Below are 556 nucleotides of genomic sequence, written 5' to 3'. Positions count from 1 at the left end.
TCGGCCGGTGTGGCGCGGCCGTGACCTTTCCCGATGCTGCGGGATCCAGCAGCAGTCGATAGGCGCGAACCGGATCGGCGATGTTCTTGAGGCGCTGCTCGCCAAGACTGGCAAAGCCGACATCAACCTTGTGAACGGCATGATCAAATGCGGTTCCGGAGATACATACACCCCCCGGCTCGGCCATAGCCTCGAGGCGCGCGGCGATGTTGACGCCATCGCCGTAGATGTCATTTTCCTCTACGATGACATCACCGAGGTTGACGCCGATGCGAAACCGGATGTGGCGGGGGTCGGAGGTGCCCGGGTCTCGGACAGCCATCCGGCGCTGAATCGCGGCAGCGCATTGGACAGCATCAACGACGCTGGCGAATTCGACCAGCGCCCCGTCTCCCATGAGCTTGATAATCCGACCGTGGAATTCCTTGATCGCGGGGTCGACCAGTTCTCGACGGCAACCCTTCAGTCGTTCGAGCGTGCCGACCTCATCCTCGCCCATGAGCGTGCTGTAGCCGACCACGTCGGCAGCAAGGATCGCGGTAAGCCTTCGCTCCAT

The 556-nt window shown here is 62.2% G+C and carries 1 protein-coding gene; it reads right to left on the bottom strand.

The genetic code is table 11. The features are described from left to right. Window positions 1-556, bottom strand: a 556-nt coding sequence (locus NKI15_RS31950) for an adenylate/guanylate cyclase domain-containing protein (RefSeq protein ID WP_352742665.1), incomplete at both ends; no start/stop codon positions are given.

Source organism: Mesorhizobium sp. M0862, assembly GCF_040319795.1.
Classification (GTDB): Bacteria; Pseudomonadota; Alphaproteobacteria; order Rhizobiales; family Rhizobiaceae; genus Mesorhizobium.
This window is presented reverse-complemented; position numbering and strand designations above follow the sequence as displayed.